Source organism: Cellulomonas denverensis, assembly GCF_012396125.1.
Classification (GTDB): domain Bacteria; phylum Actinomycetota; class Actinomycetes; order Actinomycetales; family Cellulomonadaceae; genus Cellulomonas; species Cellulomonas denverensis.
Window position 1 is genome coordinate 53596 of record NZ_JAAXOX010000012.1, and the last position, 12662, is coordinate 66257.

Here is a 12662-nt window from a genome sequence, read left to right on the forward strand (position 1 = left end):
GATCGATCCCGTGCGAGGCGAGTACAAGGTTCCCGGCGGCAAGCTCGTGGCGGCAGAGGTCGAGGTCACCGATGGCCGGCTGTCCACGGTCCACATCAGCGGCGACTTCTTCCTGGAGCCGGACACCGCGCTGGAGGTGATCGACGCGGCGCTCACCGGACGTCCGGCCGATGCCCGGGTGGCGGAGCTGACCGAGGCGATCGACACCGCGCTGGCCCGGGCCGAGTCGGACGGCAGCCTGCCGGAGCCGGTGACCATGGTCGGCTTCACCGCCGAGGCGGTGGCGATCGCGGTGCGCCGGGCGCTGGGGCACGCGACGGGGTGGCAGGACCACACCTTCGAGGTGATCCACCCGGGTCCGCTGCCGCCGGCGACGCTGGGCGCGCTGGACCAAGTGCTGACCGAGGAACTGGCCGCCGGTCGTCGTGGTCCGACCCTGCGGTTCTGGGAGTGGAACGAGCGCGCGGTGTTCATCGGGTCGTTCCAGTCGCTGCGCAACGAGGTCGACCCGGAGGGGGTGGCCAAGCACGACGTGACGGTGGTGCGCCGGATCTCCGGTGGCGGGGCGATGTTCATGGAGGCCGGCAACTGCATCACGTTCTCGCTGGTGGTGCCCGCATCGCTGGTGGACGGACTGTCCTTCGAGCAGAGCTACCGGTTCCTGGACGACTGGGTGATCGGCGCACTGGCCGAGGTGGGCGTGACGGCCACCTTCGCGGGGCTGAACGACATCGCCTCCCCGGCGGGCAAGATCGCCGGGTCGGCGCAGAAGCGGCTGGCCGGCGGTGCGGTGCTGCACCACATGACGATGGCCTACGACATCGACTCGGCGAAGATGCTGGAGGTGCTGCGGATCGGGCGGGAAAAGCTGTCCGACAAGGGCACCACCAGCGCGAACAAGCGGGTGGACCCGGTGCGCTCGCAGACCGGCATGGCGCGCGAGGACGTGATCGCCGCCTTCGACGCCTACTTCCGCAGCCGGTACCGCGCGGTGGACTCCGAGCTCCGGCCGGAGGAGATCGCCCGGGCCGAGCAGCTGGTGGCGGAGAAGTTCGGCAACCCGGAGTGGACCGCCCGGGTGCCCTGACCCACCGGCCCCGGCTGACCCACCGGCCCCGACAGGCAGGACGGTGCCGTCAGCTCAGCACGACCACCAGCGCGGCGACGCCCAGCAGCAACGCCCCGCCCGCACACAGGGCCGGCGTCCGCCCGCCCGGGCCCGGCACCCGGTCCGGTTCCCGGTCGATCACCGCCGCCCAGCGCCGGGCGCGCAGGTCACCGGCGCGCGCCAGGGCCAGGGCGGCCAGGACACCGGCGGTCGCGAGCAGCCAGATCGCCGGGCCGGTCAGCGGTTCGAGCACCTTGCCCGCCGCGAGTGCACCGGTCGCCAGGCCGAGCGAGGTGCGGCGCCAGGCCAGGGCGGTGCGCTCGGGCTGCACCCCGGGCGGGGCGGCGTCACCGGCGGCCGGCCCGGTCATCGCAGCAGCAGTCCGATCAGGACCAGCACCCCGGCCAGTGCCACCCCGGCGGCGAGCGGGCTGCTGAGCACCGGGGCGGGCAGCGGCCGGCGTTCCCGCATCGCCCGCTCGGCGCGCGCCCAGCCGACCCAGGCCTGGACCGGCGCGACGATGCCGAGCGCGATCAGCAGCAGCGAGGCCGCCAGCCGCCACTGCGGCTGCACCGGCAGGTCCAGGGCCTCCAGAGCGACGCCACCGGCGAGCAGCGCCAGCGAGGTCCGGATCCAGGCCAGGAAGGTCCGCTCGTTGGCCAGGGAGAACCGGGCGTCGGGTTCCTGGCCCCGGTCGAACACCGAGCGGGGGAACCGGCGGTCGCCGCTCATCCCCGGGCCCCGAACACCGCGGTGCCGACCCGGACGATGGTCGCCCCCTCCTGCACGGCCGCCTCCAGGTCCCGGCTCATCCCCATCGACAGCTCGGTGGTGCCGATCCGTGCGCCCAGGTCGCGCAGCCGGGCGAAGCCCGCCCGGACCAGGTCCTGGTCGGGGGAGTTCGCGCCGATGGTCATCAGGCCACGCAGCCGCAGCCGGTCCAGGGCGCGCACCCGGTCGGCGAGCGCCTCGGCGTCGGCCGGGGACACTCCGCTCTTGGTCGGTTCGCCGGAGACGTTCACCTGCACCATGACGTCCAGGGTGCGGCCCTCGGCGGCACAGCGCCGGTCGAGGCGTTCGGCCAGGGCGGTGGAGTCGACGCTCTGCACGCAGCTCGCCCAGCGCAGGGCGGCGTTGACCTTGTTGGACTGCAGCGGGCCGATCAGGTGCAGTTCGGGGGCCAGATCGATCAGTTCCGGTGCCTTGGCGACCAGCTCCTGGACCCGGTTCTCCCCGATCAGGATCCGGTGGGCGGCGCCGGCGGTGGTGGCCGAGGCGGCGGCATCGGCGAGCAGGGCGGCGCGGATCGCGGCGGCATCCTGGGTCTTGGTGGCCAGCAGCAGGCGCACCGAGCCGGGGGAGCGCCCGGCGGCGGACTCGGCGGCGGCGATCCGGGCGCGCACCCGGGCCAGGCGTTGGTCCAGGCTCATCGGTCAGTCCCGGGCGATCGGTGCGACGACGGCCCCGGTCAGCCGCACCAGGTCGTCCGGGGCCAGCTCCACATCCAGGCCGCGCCGCCCGCCGGAGACGAACACGGTGTCGAACAGCCAGATCGTCTCGTCCAGCACGGTCGGGTGGGCGGTCTTCTGGCCGAGCGGGGAGATGCCGCCGACCACGTACCCGGTGGCGCGTTCGGCCGCCGCGGGGTCGGCCATCGCCGCCTTCTTGCCTCCGGCCGCCTGGGCGAGCGCCTTGAGATCGAGCTTGGCGGTGACCGGCACCACCGCGACCGTGAGGGTGCCGTCGACGGAGGTCATCAGCGTCTTGAACACCCGCTCCGGCTCCACCCCCAGCACCGCCGCCGCCTCCAGGCCGTAGCCGAGCGTGGAGGACGGGTCGTGCTCGTAGGGGTGCACGGTGTGCGCGACCCCGGCGGCGGCCAGCGCGACCAGGGCCGGGGTGCCGGTGGGGTGCTGCTTGGCGCGGCTCACGCCCTCAGGGTAGCCAGCCGAGGTCAGACCGCGAGCCCCACCAGGTTGCCGATCCCGAAGGTCACCGCCATCGCCAGCGAACCGCCCACCACGTTGCGCAGCACCGCCCGCGGGACCGGGGAACCGCCGAGCTTCGCCGACACCGCGCCGGTGAGCACCAGTGCCAGCGCAACGGCGCCGAACGTCGCCGGGACCCGCAGCCCGCCGAGCGGGGCCAGCACCATCAGCATCGGGATCGCACCACCGGCGATGAAGGCCAGCAGCGAGGCGAAGGCGGCGTGCCAGGGGTTGGTCAGTCCGGCATCCTCGGCCATGACGCCGTGCGCCTGCATGGTCAGTTCCGCGTCGCGCTGGCTGCTGACCGAGACGTACTCGCCGGCCGCCATCGACAGTGCCCCGGCGACCAGGGCGGCCACTCCGGCCACGACGAGGCTGCGGGCATCGGAGGCGGCGCCGGCCACCCCGACCACGGTGGCGGCCACCGAGACGATGCCGTCGTTCGCGCCGAGCACCCCCGCGCGCAGCCAGTTCAGCCGCTCGGCGGTCGGCAGCGTGGGCGTGGGTTCCCGGCGTCCGATCAGGTGCTCCGACAGTGTGCTCATACCGCCACGGTAGGCCGGGAATCACCGGCTGTCATCGAAGGAAAACCTCACCTGACCTGCGCAAACGTAGGTCAGCCTTCCCTCAGGCAGGCCAGCCTTGCCACACCGATCGGCTCAGAGCGGGCCGACCGCGAGCACCCGCAGCCGCACCTCCCCGGCGGCGTCCGAGGCCGGCAGATCGACCAGCGCGTCGATCCGCCAGTCGTGGTCGCCCTCCGGGTCGTCCAGGATCTGGCGCACCGTCCACAGGTCGCCCCGGCCGCCGTGCTCCTCCGGGCGCTCGTCCACCTGGAACAGCAGTGGGCCGCGGGCGGCGGGGGCGGTCAGGATCTCGTCGTGGTCGTCGTAGAACGGGTCCAGCGCGTCGCCCCAGCGGTCGGCGTCCCAGGGCACGTCGTCCGCATCCAGGTCGCCCAGAGCGCCCAGTGCCCGGTAGTCCTCCCGGGAGGCCAGGTCGACCCGGCGGAACAGCGCGCCGCGGACCAGCGCCCGGAACGCCCGGCGGTTGGTGGTGATCGGCGGGGGAGTGTCGTCCTCCGGCCGGGACTCGGTGACGGTGGCGTCGTCCAGGTCCTCCGGGTGCGCCAGCCGCTCCCACTCGTCCAGCAGCGAGGAGTCGGTGCCGCGGACCACCTCGCCCAGCCACTCGATCAGGTCGCGCAGGTCCTCGGTGCGGGCCTCCTCCGGCACGATCTGGCGCAGCGCCCGGAAGGCGTCGGCCAGGTAGCGCAGCAGCACGCCCTCGGTGCGGTCCAGCTGGTAGAGCGAGACGTACTCGGTGAAGGTCGCCGCCCGCTCGTGCATGTCCCGGACCACCGACTTGGGCGACAGTTCGTGGTCGGCCACCCAGGGGTTGGACTTCCGGTAGGTGACGAAGGCGGCGGTCAGCAGCTCGGCCAGCGGCTGCGGGTAGTTGATCTCCTCCAGCAGCGCCATCCGCTCGTCGTAGTCCAGGCCGTCCGCCTTCATCTGGGCGACCGCCTCGCCCTTGGCCTTGTTCAGCTGGGCGGACAGCACCTGGCGGGGCTCGTCCAGGGTCGCCTCGATCACGCTGACCACGTCGTGCGCGTAGCCCGGGTCCTCCGGGTCGAGCAGGTCCAGGGCGGCGTAGGCGAAGGGCGACAGCGGCTGGTTCAGGGCGAAGGTCGGCGGGATGTCCAGGGTCAGCCGCACCGTGCGCCGGCCGTCCGGCAGCGTCACCCGCTCGATCACCCCGGCGGTGCGCAGCGAGCGGTAGATCGCGATCGCCTGCCGGACCAGCCGGCCGCGGGCACCCTCCGGCTCGTGGTTGTCCAGCAGCAGGTGGCGCATCGCGGCCACCGGGTCGCCGTCGGGCCGGGCCAGCACGTTCAGCACCATGGCGTGCGAGACGGTGAACGAGGAGGTCAGCGGCTCGGGGTCGGCGTCGCGCAGCCGCTCGAAGGTCTTGTCGGTCCAGTTCACCGATCCGGGCGGCGCCTGCTTGCGGACGATCTTCTTCAGCTTCTTCGGGTCGTCACCGGCCTTGGCCAGCGCGCGCCGGTTCTCGATCACGTGCTCGGGCGCCAGCACCAGCACCTCGCCGACGGTGTCGAAGCCCGCCCGCCCGGCCCGCCCGGCGATCTGGTGGAACTCCCGGGCGGTCAGGTGGCGCATCTTCACCCCGTCGTACTTGACCAGGCTGGTCAGCAGCACGGTGCGGATCGGCACGTTGATCCCGACGCCCAGGGTGTCGGTGCCGCAGACCACCCGCAGCAGGCCCTTCTGGGTCAGCCGCTCCACCACCCGGCGGTACTTGGGCAGCATCCCGGCGTGGTGCACCCCGACCCCGTGCCGCAGCAGCCGGGACAGCGTCTTGCCGAAGCCGCTGCCGAACCGGAAGTCGCCCAGCTCCTCGGCGATGGCGGCCTTCTGGTCCTTGGAGGTCAGCGTCATGGACAGCAGCGACTGTGCCCGCTCGACGGCTTCCTTCTGGGTGAAGTGCACGAGGTACACCGGCGAGCGGTGGGTGGTGACCAGCTCCTCGACCAGCTCGTGCAACGGCTCGGCCACGTAGCTGAACGTCAGCGGCACCGGCCGCTCGGCCCCGGCGACCACCGCCACCCGGGTGCCGGTCCGCCGCTGGAGGTCCTCGACGAAGAACGACACGTCGCCGAGGGTGGCGCTCATCAGCAGGAACTGGGTGCGGGGCAGTTCCAGCAGTGGCACCTGCCAGGCCCAGCCGCGCTGCGGGTCGGCGTAGAAGTGGAACTCGTCCATCACGACCTGGCCGATGTCGGCCTCCGGGCCCTGGCGCAGCGCCTGGTTCGCCAGGATCTCGGCGGTGCAGCAGATGATCGGGGCGTCCGGGTTCACCGCGGAGTCGCCGGTCATCATCCCGACGTTGGCCGAGCCGAACGCCTCGACCAGGGCGAAGAACTTCTCCGACACCAGCGCCTTGAGCGGGGCGGTGTAGTACGTGCGGCGGCCCTGGGCCAGCGCGATGAAGTGCGCGGCGGTCGCCACCAGCGACTTGCCCGAGCCGGTGGGGGTGGCCAGGATCACGTGCTCGCCGGTGACCAGTTCCAGGATCGCCTCCTCCTGGTGCGGGTAGAGGCTCAGGCCCCGGTCCTCGGCCCACCCGGTGAAGGCCGCCACCAGGGCGTCGGCGTCGGTGGGGTCGGCGGGGATCCGGTCGGCGAGGGAGAGCACCGAGCGATCCTGTCATGCCGATTAGGGTGCAGCCCATGAGTGAGGACACCCCCACGGTCGAGATGTGGACCGACGGCGCCTGCAAGGGCAACCCGGGCGTCGGCGGCTGGGGGGCACTGCTGCGCGCCGGCAGCCATGAGCGCGAGTTGTTCGGGGGCGAGGAGCTCACCACCAACAACCGGATGGAGCTGACCGCGGTGATCGAGGGACTGCGGGCGCTGAACCAGCCCTGCCGGGTCACCCTGCACGTCGACTCGCAGTACGTGATGCAGGGCGTGACCAAGTGGATCGCCGGCTGGAAGCGCAACAACTGGCGCACCGCGGACAAGAAGGCGGTCAAGAACCAGGACCTGTGGCAGGCCCTGGACGCCGAGGTCGCCCGGCACGCCATCACCTGGAAGTGGGTGAAGGGGCATGCGGGCGACCCCGGCAACGAGCGGGCCGATCAGCTCGCGAACAAGGGTGTCGACCAGGTGCGGGCCGCGGGCTAGCCCTTCGGTTCGACCACCGTGGCGCCACCCTCGCCGACGCCGGTGTCACCGGCCACCGCGGCAGCGGTCTCGATCCGCTGCTCGTCGGCGGCCTCGGTCGCCGGGTCGTCCTCCCGGCCGGGCGTCTTCATGTTGAACTTCACGATCGCCCACCGGAACAGGAAGTAGTACACCAGCGCGTAGCCGAGTCCGATCGCGATCAGCCACAGCGGTTGTTCGGCGATCCGGAAGTTCAGCACGTAGTCGATCGCGCCGGCGGAGAAGCCGAAGCCGTCCCGGATGCCGAGAGCGTTGACCAGGGCCAGCGAGGTGCCGGTCAGCACCGCGTGGATCGCGTACAGCGGGTAGGCCACGTACACGAAGCTGAACTCCAGCGGCTCGGTCACACCGGTGACGAAGGCGACCAGCGCCGCCGAGCCCATCACACCGGCGATCACCTTGCGGTTCTTCGGCTTCGCGGTGTGGATGATCGCCAGCGCGGCGGCCGGCAGGGCGAACATCATGATCGGGAAGAACCCGGTGGTGAACGCCCCGGCGGTCGGGTCGCCGGCCAGGAACCGCGGGATGTCGCCGTGGAAGACCTCACCGGCGGCGTTGGTGTACTCGCCGAACTGGAACCACGGCAGCGAGTTCAGCAGGTGGTGCAGGCCGAAGGGCAGCAGCAGCCGGTTCAGCGTGCCGAAGATGAAGCCACCGAGCACGGTCGAGCCGGTGACCCAGTCGCCGGCGGCGGTGAACACGGTGTCGAAGGCCGGGTAGATCAGCGAGAACACCACGCCGATGATCAGCGAGGCACCGGCGGTGACGATCGGCACGAACCGCCGCCCGCCGAAGAACGCCAGATAGGTCGGCAGTTTGATCCGGGAGTACTTCTGGAACAGCAGCGCGGCGGTCAGGCCGATCACGATGCCGCCGAGCACCCCGTAGTTGATCAGTTCCTGGGTCTCGCCCTCGGGAGCCTTGCCCAGGATGGACGGGGACAGGGCGTCGGTGACGCCCTTGAACACCAGGTAGCCGACCAGGGCGGCCAGGCCGGTGGAGCCGTCGGCCTTGCGGGCGTAGCCGATGGCCACACCCAGCGCGAACAGGATCGGCAGGTTGCCGATCAGGGCATTTCCTGCGGCGGCGAAGACATCCGCCACCGGCTGCATCCAGGACCAGGTCCCGGCGAGCCCGTCGGCGCCGAGCATGTCCGGCTGGCCGAGCCGGAGCAGCAGCGCCGCGGCGGGCAGGGAGGCGATCGGCAGCATCAGCGAGCGGCCGATCCGCTGGAGTTGGGCGAAGCCGGGGAATCCGCGCTTCTGCTTCGCGGCGCCGCGGGCGTCCGCTGTGGTGGTGGTCATGGCACTCCTCGTTGCGTGCGGGTCAGTCCGCTGTGTGACGTGGATAACTTGTCTGGACCAGTTGCGCCAGAGTGGTCTGGACCAGCAGGATGTGTCAAGACCGCCCGAAAGGACACGCGATGACGCAACCAGCTGGTTACAAACACCAGGCCGTGCGCGCCTACCTGGCCGCCCTGGTGGACGAGCTGGGCGTCGGCGACCCGATCCCGTCCGAACGGGCGCTTTGCGACCGGTTCGGCGTGTCCCGGATGACCGTCCGCCAGGCGGTGGACGCCCTGGTCGCCGAGGGAGTGCTCCGGCGCGAGCAGGGCCGCGGGACATTCGTGGCGCCGCGGTTGATCGACTTCGAGATGCGCCTGACCACCTTCGGCGAGGAGATGCGCGCCCGGGGGATGGAACCCGCCAGCCGGGTGCTCACGGCCGCCCGGGTGCCCGCCACGCCGGCGATCGCCGAGTCGCTGCAGATCGAGGTCGGCGACCCGCTGCACCACCTGGCCCGGATGCGCAGCGCCGACGGCGAGCCGATGAGCGTCGAGCGGCTGTGGGTGCCGGTCGCCCTGGTGCCCGAGCTGTTCGACGACGGCGTGCCGGAGAGCGTGTACGGCGCCCTGCGCGACGCCGGGTGTGCCCCGTCCTGGGGTGAGGACACCCTGTCCGCCGGCGAGGCCACCGATCAGGAGGCCGAGCTGCTCGGCCTCACCCCCGGCCGCCGGGTCGTGATGCGCGCCGAACGCCGGACCTATGCCGACCTCGGGCCGTGCATGTTCTCCCAGGCCACCTACCGCAGTGATCGCTACAGCGTCTGGGTGCCGCTGCGCGCGCCCGGCGCCGTGCTGACCCCCCGACAGCGCAACGACGAGCAGGTGAGCGCATGACCAGCCGACGACTCCGAGTCGCCGCGACCTCCGGCAGCACGCAGGCCGCCGACATCCTGGCCGGACTGGGCGGTGTGCAGAACATCGTCGAGATCGAGCCCTGCACCACCCGGCTGCGCTGCCTGGTGACCGATCCGTCCCGGGTGGATCTGCCCGGACTGCGGGCAGCCGGGACCTTCGGCGTGATGACCCAGGGCCGGGTGGTCCAGATTGTGATCGGCCCGCAGGTCGACACGCTGGCCTCCGACCTCGACGACCTGCTCTGACCCACGAACCTGCACCACCCACGAAGGAGAGACCCATGAGCAAGGCAGCCCAGATCCTCGCCGCCCTCGGTGGCGACGACAACATCGTCGACCTCGAGCCCTGCATCACGCGGTTGCGGGTCGAGGTGAACGACCCGTCCCAGGTCGATGAGGCCGGTCTCAAGGCCGCGGGTGCGATCGCGGTGGTCTTCGGCGGCGACGGCGTGCAGGTGATCGTCGGCCCGGAGGCGGACACGCTGGCCTCGGACATCGAGGACCTGCGCTGATGGCGGCGTTGTCCGTCCTGGCCCCGGTGGCGGGCACGGTCGTCGCGCTCGCGGATGTCGACGACCCGGTGTTCTCCGGCGAGATCGTCGGCCCGGGTCTGGCGATCGAGCCGGACCCGGTGGCCGGCGGCCGGGTGGTCGCGCCGGTGGCGGGCACCGTGGTCAAGATGCATCCGCACGCCTTCGTGCTGGCCACCGACGACGGCAAGGGCGTCCTGGTGCACCTGGGGATCAACACGGTGCAGATGGGCGGCGAGGGCTTCACCCTGCACGCGACCGAGCAGGACCGGGTCGAGCCCGGGCAGGTGCTGGTCGAGTGGGACCCGGCGGCGGTGACCGCCTCCGGCCGGCCCGCGGTGTGCCCGGTGATCGCGCTGGACGCCGACCCGTCCGCGGTCGAGCGGCTGGCGGCCCCCGGGACGGCGATCGCCCCGGGCGACCCGTTGCTCGCGATCGGCTGACGGTCCCGGGCGGGCGGTCGGGGACGACGTGATACTGGTCACGTGTCCTCGATCGCCGCGCGACTGCGCACCCTGCCCGCCCTGACCGGCGACCTGCCCGAGGTCGACCCGTTCAGCCTGTCCGCGGACCCGGCGACCGCCTTCGTCGACTGGCTGGAGGCCGCGATCGACGTCGGGGTGCCGGAGCCGCACGCGCTCGGGGTGTCCACGGTGGACGCCGACGGGCAGCCCCGCTCCCGGGTGGTGCTGCTGACCGACGTGGTGGACGGCTGCTGGCGGTTCGCCACCGACGGTCGCTCGCAGAAGGCCCTGGACCTGATGGCCGACCCGCGGTGCGCGCTGACGGTGTACTGGCAGCCGCTGGGCCGTCAGGTCCGGATCGTCGGCCGGGCCGAGCAGGTGCCGGAGGCCGATCGGCGGGCCGATTTCCTGGCCCGGTCGCCCAGTGCCCGGGCCTCACTGCTGGCCGGGGTGCCTGGGCAGCCGCTGGCGTCGGTGGAGGACATGCAGGCCCAGGTGCGCCGGGCCCGGGACCGGGTGGACCGGGAGCCGGGGCTGGTCGCCGAGGACTGGCAGGTCTGGGCGGTGCGCGCCGAGGAGGTCGAGTTCTGGCAGGGCGTCTCGGACCGGGCGCACATGCGCTTGCTGTACCGGTGGGACGGCGTCAGGTGGGATCGGCGCCTGATCTCCCCGTGACCGGGGGCAGCACGTCCGGGGCGATGTCCGCCGAGCGCTGCGCGATCCGGTGCAGCACCCGCTCGGCCGGCCCGCGGCCGAACCGGCGCCGCCAGTCCCAGCACGCCGCCACGATCACCACCAGGAACACCAGCCAGACCACGGCGGTCGGCTCCCAGACCACCCCGGCACCGGCGAACCAGATCACCAGGATGTGCCCGGCGTAGGCGGTCAGCGCCAGTTGCCCGGTCGCCGCCAGGGGCGCGGTCGCCCGGGGCAGTCGTCCGGCCAGCCACAGGCACGCCACCAGCGTGAGCAGCCCGACCCCGATGTTCCCCAGCACCTCCGGCGTGCTGGAGCTGTGCGGCTCGGAGGTGACCAGCTGCTCGAGCGTCACCCCGGGCAGCACCGGCGTGGTGACCGGCAGCACCCGGGTCAGCACCGCCGCCGACCCGTAGCCCAGCACCGCCGCGGCCGCGCCGCCGATCAGCAGCCGCCGCCGGGTGACCGGGCTGCCCAGGTCCGCCCGGGTCACCGCCAGCCCGACCAGCAGATAGGCGATCCAGACCAGCGCCGGGTAGTACTCGCCCAGCACCAGGTCGACGATGCCGCCGCCGTTCCAGGTCGGCTGGACCAGGTCGGCCAGTAGCGGCCGCAGCTGCGGGGCGATCAGCACCACCAGCCCCGCGGCCACCAGCAGCCGGGCCGGCGAGGTCCGCAGCAGGCAGGCCGCCACCGCGAACAGCAGCGCGTAGGTCGGCAGGATGACCACCACCGGGGTGTTCAGCGCGGCCAACACCACCCCGAGCGCCAGCAGCACGAACGCCCGGACCAGGATCCGGGTCCGGGCCTGCACCCGCCGGATGCCCGCCACCGGCTCCGCACCGCCGGACATCAGCGCCACCGACACCCCGGACAGCAGCACGAACAGCGCGGCCGACCGCCCGTCGGCGACCTCCAGCAGCCACCACTGCGGCCCGACGTGCGCGGTGACCATGCCCAGCACGGCGAGCCCGCGGGCGAGGTCGATCCCCTCGATCCGTCGCATGCGGTCACGGTAGCGGTGCGGCCCAGGTCTCAGAGGGCAAGACACCCGGTCCCGAAACCTGGGCAGCGGATCTAGCGTGGACCCGTGACCACCCCTGCACCCGAGGTCTACACCCACGGACACCATGACAGCGTGCTGCGCTCGCACCGCTGGCGCACCGCCGAGAACTCCGCCGCCTACCTGCTGCCTGCCCTGGAGCCGGGGCAGCGGCTGCTCGACGTCGGCTGCGGCCCCGGCACCCTGACCCTCGGCCTGGCCGCCCGGGTCGCGCCGGGCGAGGTGATCGGGATCGACCGCTCCGAGGCGGTGATCGAGCTGGCCCGGGACGAGGCCCGCCGCGCCGGCGCCACCAACGTCGAGTTCCAGACCGGTGACGCCTACCACCTGCCGGTCGAGGACGACAGCGTCGACGTCGCGCACGCCCACCAGTTGCTGCAGCACCTGCAGGACCCGGTCGCCGCGCTGGTCGAGCTGCGCCGGGTGGTCCGCCCCGGCGGCGTGGTCGCGGTGCGGGACGCCGACTATGCCGGGATGACCTGGTTCCCGCAGGACCCGGCCCTGGACGAGTGGTCCGCGCTCTACCACGAGGTCACCCAAGCCAACGGAGCCGAGGCGGACGCCGGCCGGCGACTGCACTCCTGGGCACTGGAGGCCGGCTTCGACCCGGAGAACGTGGTCAGCACCGCCGGTGTCTGGTGCTATGCCTCACCGGAGGACCGGCGCTGGTGGTCCGGGCTGTGGGCCGAGCGCTGCACCGAGTCGGACTTCGCCCGGCAGGCGGTGGAGCACGGGCTCGCCGACGAGGTCGGCCTGGAGCAGCTCGCCGCCGGGTGGCGCGAGTGGGGCGAGCAGCCCGGCGGCTGGTTCGCGGTGCTGCACGGCGAGGTGTTGGCCCGGGTCTGAGCGTGCGGCACCGGCCCGGCGAT

16 protein-coding genes are annotated in these 12662 nt (G+C 72.7%); 8 read left to right on the top strand and 8 right to left on the bottom strand.

Translation table 11 applies throughout. The annotated features are described in order from the left end of the window. The first annotated feature begins 10 nt into the window (after positions 1-10). Complete coding sequence (gene lplAB, locus HGA03_RS15820; protein WP_168631267.1) at positions 11-1087, top strand: lipoate-protein ligase LplAB; 1077 nt, start codon at positions 11-13, stop codon at positions 1085-1087. Positions 1088-1136: 49 nt separating this feature from the next. Here the strand turns inward: lplAB and HGA03_RS15825 are convergent, their stop codons facing one another. The 6 genes from HGA03_RS15825 to HGA03_RS15850 all read right to left on the bottom strand — a co-directional run bounded on the left by HGA03_RS15825 (position 1137) and on the right by HGA03_RS15850 (position 6311). Beyond that, positions 1137-1478, bottom strand: coding sequence for a DUF202 domain-containing protein (locus HGA03_RS15825; protein WP_168631268.1), 342 nt, complete (start codon positions 1476-1478; stop codon positions 1137-1139). Further along, positions 1475-1840 (bottom strand): YidH family protein, encoded by a 366-nt coding sequence (locus tag HGA03_RS15830; RefSeq protein ID WP_168631269.1) that lies wholly within the window; start codon positions 1838-1840, stop codon positions 1475-1477. Before HGA03_RS15830 ends, HGA03_RS15825 begins: the two co-directional genes overlap by 4 nt. Beyond that, positions 1837-2538, bottom strand: a complete 702-nt coding sequence (locus HGA03_RS15835; RefSeq protein ID WP_168631270.1) for a YggS family pyridoxal phosphate-dependent enzyme — start codon at positions 2536-2538, stop codon at positions 1837-1839. Before HGA03_RS15835 ends, HGA03_RS15830 begins: the two co-directional genes overlap by 4 nt. 3 nt (positions 2539-2541) lie before the next feature. Further along, entirely contained in the window at positions 2542-3039 is a 498-nt protein-coding gene (gene ybaK, locus HGA03_RS15840) for a Cys-tRNA(Pro) deacylase (RefSeq protein ID WP_168631271.1), read from the bottom strand. Between the two features lie 23 nt (positions 3040-3062). Further along, positions 3063-3641: a VIT1/CCC1 transporter family protein gene (locus tag HGA03_RS15845; protein WP_168631272.1), complete on the bottom strand. Its 579-nt coding sequence runs from the start codon at positions 3639-3641 to the stop codon at positions 3063-3065. A gap of 114 nt (positions 3642-3755) precedes the next feature. Next, complete coding sequence (locus HGA03_RS15850; protein WP_168631273.1) at positions 3756-6311, bottom strand: DEAD/DEAH box helicase; 2556 nt, start codon at positions 6309-6311, stop codon at positions 3756-3758. A 35-nt stretch (positions 6312-6346) separates the two neighbouring features. Here HGA03_RS15850 and rnhA point away from each other — a divergent pair, with 35 nt between their 5' ends. Continuing rightward, positions 6347-6802 carry a ribonuclease HI gene (gene rnhA, locus HGA03_RS15855; RefSeq protein WP_168631274.1) on the top strand — a complete coding sequence of 152 codons (456 nt, stop codon included), beginning with the start codon at positions 6347-6349 and terminating at the stop codon, positions 6800-6802. Here the strand turns inward: rnhA and HGA03_RS15860 are convergent. Then, positions 6799-8145, bottom strand: coding sequence for a PTS transporter subunit EIIC (locus tag HGA03_RS15860; protein ID WP_168631275.1), 1347 nt, complete (start codon positions 8143-8145; stop codon positions 6799-6801). The genes rnhA and HGA03_RS15860 overlap by 4 nt on opposite strands. A gap of 119 nt (positions 8146-8264) precedes the next feature. Between HGA03_RS15860 and HGA03_RS15865 the strand changes: the two genes are divergently transcribed. Genes HGA03_RS15865 through HGA03_RS15885 form a run of 5 tightly spaced genes read left to right on the top strand, consistent with a single transcriptional unit; the run spans position 8265 to position 10709 of the window. After that, positions 8265-9020 carry a GntR family transcriptional regulator gene (locus tag HGA03_RS15865; protein ID WP_239073558.1) on the top strand — a complete coding sequence of 252 codons (756 nt, stop codon included), beginning with the start codon at positions 8265-8267 and terminating at the stop codon, positions 9018-9020. Next, positions 9017-9286, top strand: coding sequence for a PTS sugar transporter subunit IIB (locus HGA03_RS15870; protein ID WP_168631277.1), 270 nt, complete (start codon positions 9017-9019; stop codon positions 9284-9286). Before HGA03_RS15865 ends, HGA03_RS15870 begins: the two co-directional genes overlap by 4 nt. Positions 9287-9321: 35 nt before the next feature. After that, positions 9322-9552, top strand: coding sequence for a PTS sugar transporter subunit IIB (locus HGA03_RS15875; RefSeq protein ID WP_168631278.1), 231 nt, complete (start codon positions 9322-9324; stop codon positions 9550-9552). Then, complete coding sequence (locus HGA03_RS15880) at positions 9552-10013, top strand: PTS sugar transporter subunit IIA (protein WP_168631279.1); 462 nt, start codon at positions 9552-9554, stop codon at positions 10011-10013. The genes HGA03_RS15875 and HGA03_RS15880 overlap by 1 nt, the downstream gene beginning before the upstream one ends. A 42-nt stretch (positions 10014-10055) precedes the next feature. Next, the gene (locus HGA03_RS15885; protein WP_168631280.1) at positions 10056-10709 is read left to right on the top strand and encodes a pyridoxine/pyridoxamine 5'-phosphate oxidase; all 654 of its coding nucleotides are present in this window, start codon (positions 10056-10058) and stop codon (positions 10707-10709) included. On the opposite strand, the gene HGA03_RS15890 is transcribed toward HGA03_RS15885, so the two are convergent. Then, complete coding sequence (locus HGA03_RS15890) at positions 10678-11736, bottom strand: heparan-alpha-glucosaminide N-acetyltransferase domain-containing protein (protein ID WP_168631281.1); 1059 nt, start codon at positions 11734-11736, stop codon at positions 10678-10680. The two genes, HGA03_RS15885 and HGA03_RS15890, sit on opposite strands and share 32 nt — an antisense overlap. An 84-nt stretch (positions 11737-11820) precedes the next feature. Between HGA03_RS15890 and HGA03_RS15895 the strand changes: the two genes are divergently transcribed. Then, positions 11821-12639 (top strand): methyltransferase domain-containing protein, encoded by an 819-nt coding sequence (locus HGA03_RS15895; protein ID WP_168631282.1) that lies wholly within the window; start codon positions 11821-11823, stop codon positions 12637-12639. Positions 12640-12662 lie beyond the last annotated feature (23 nt).